Annotated in this window: 2 protein-coding genes; both read right to left on the bottom strand. The window is 68.2% G+C overall.

Annotated features, from left to right (window positions below):
- Positions 1-625: DUF3556 domain-containing protein (locus GORHZ_RS23590; RefSeq protein WP_006337564.1), on the bottom strand; the 625-nt coding region annotated here is incomplete at its 3' end.
- Between the two features lie 121 nt (positions 626-746).
- The coding region (locus GORHZ_RS23585) for a class I adenylate-forming enzyme family protein (RefSeq protein ID WP_006337563.1) at positions 747-1,589 on the bottom strand (843 nt) is incomplete at its 5' end.

Below are 1,589 nucleotides of genomic sequence, written 5' to 3'. Positions count from 1 at the left end.
AGCGGGCGGCGAGGAACACCGTCTTGTCGCGCAGACCCATCGCGATGATGAGGCCGACATAGCTGAACATCGCCCACTGCGGCGGCAGACCGGCCTCGCTGCCCGGCACCCGGGAGGTCTCCGAACCGGGGAAGACGATCAAGAACACCAGGTTGGCCAGGATCAGCCCGTAGACCGCGACATCCCAGTACTGCCGGGTGTCACCGCGGGTCAGCGGGATCTTGCCCGGCCATGGCGGCACCCGCAGCGTGCCCGGCTTGAGCCAGTACAGGCAGCCGCCGATGAAGGGAGAGAACTTGAACGCCAGCGGACCCGACGACGACGCGAGCCCGAGGACCTCGAACAGCACGGTCCACGCCATCAGCTTCACGTAGACGATGGGTTCGGTCCACCACGAGGCGAACTCCGGGAAGCCGCCCAGCGCCGGAGTGGTCAGACCGACGAGGAGCACACCGACGCCTGCGTAGAACAGCAACTTGTAGACGTAGAGCATGTTGAGCTGCTTCGGGCCGCCGAAGCCGTACTCGGCCCAGTGGACGGCCAGCAGTTTCATCCGAGCCATGAACGGCATCGAGCCGAACTCGGCCGGGTCCACCGGCGGCATCTCGGCTGTCTTGAATCCCATGGGGGAGTCCTTTCCTGTCGGGTGTTTTCGGGTAGGGGGTATCGCCACACGACGACGTGTTTCGTGTGTGCGGCGTTTTCTTGGTTGATGCCGGCGGTCGTCGGTGACGGCCGCCGACCGGTCAGACGGCCACGAGTCGTGCTCGTAGCGTGGGTTTGTCGATCTTGCCCACCGGGTTCTTGGGCAAGGCCGGCAACACGGTGATCTCGGCGGGCACTTTCACCCGGGTCAGATGGTCGGCGCAGTGCGCGCGCAGCGCGTCGGCCGAGACGTCGGCGTCGGGGTAGGGCACCACGTAGGCGACCGGGACCTCGCCGAGCAGGGCGTCGGGCTTGCCGACGACGGCCACTTCGAGGACGCCCGGGGCGCCGGCGAGGGCCGACTCGATCTCCTTGGGATACAGGTTCTCTCCGCCGCGGATGATCATGTCCTTGATCCGGTCCACGACCTGCAGGTAGCCGTCGTCGTCGAGGATGCCGACGTCACCGGTGTGCAGCCACCCGTCGACGATGGTCGCCGCGGTGGCCTCCGGGTTGTTCAGGTAACCGGCCATCACGGTCGGCCCGCTGATCAGCACCTCGCCCCGCTCGCCGACGGCCACCTCGCGGCCGTCGGGGTCGACGATCCGGATCTGCTGGCCGGCGATGGCCGGGCCGACGGTGCCGAGCTTGCGGACGCCGTCGACGGGGTTGCAGGCCGAGGCACAGGTGCTCTCGGTGAGGCCGTAACCCTCGACCATGGTGAATCCGAACCGGTCCCCGACGGCCCGCAGCAGTTCCTCGGAGACGGGGGCGGCGCCGCAGACCGCGAACCGCACCGATGACGTGTCCGGCTCGACGTCGGCGGGGGCGGCGGCCAGCAGCGCGAAGATCGTCGGGACCGCGGAGAAATAGGTGGGCCGCACCCGTTCGAGGTCGTCGAAGAACCGGCTCGCCGAGAACGTCCCGACGATGGTCTGCTGCCC

Source organism: Gordonia rhizosphera NBRC 16068 (genome assembly GCF_000298195.1).
Classification (GTDB): domain Bacteria; phylum Actinomycetota; class Actinomycetes; order Mycobacteriales; family Mycobacteriaceae; genus Gordonia; species Gordonia rhizosphera.
The sequence above is the reverse complement of the archived record's forward strand: the minus strand, read 5'-3'. Positions and strand labels throughout refer to the sequence as shown.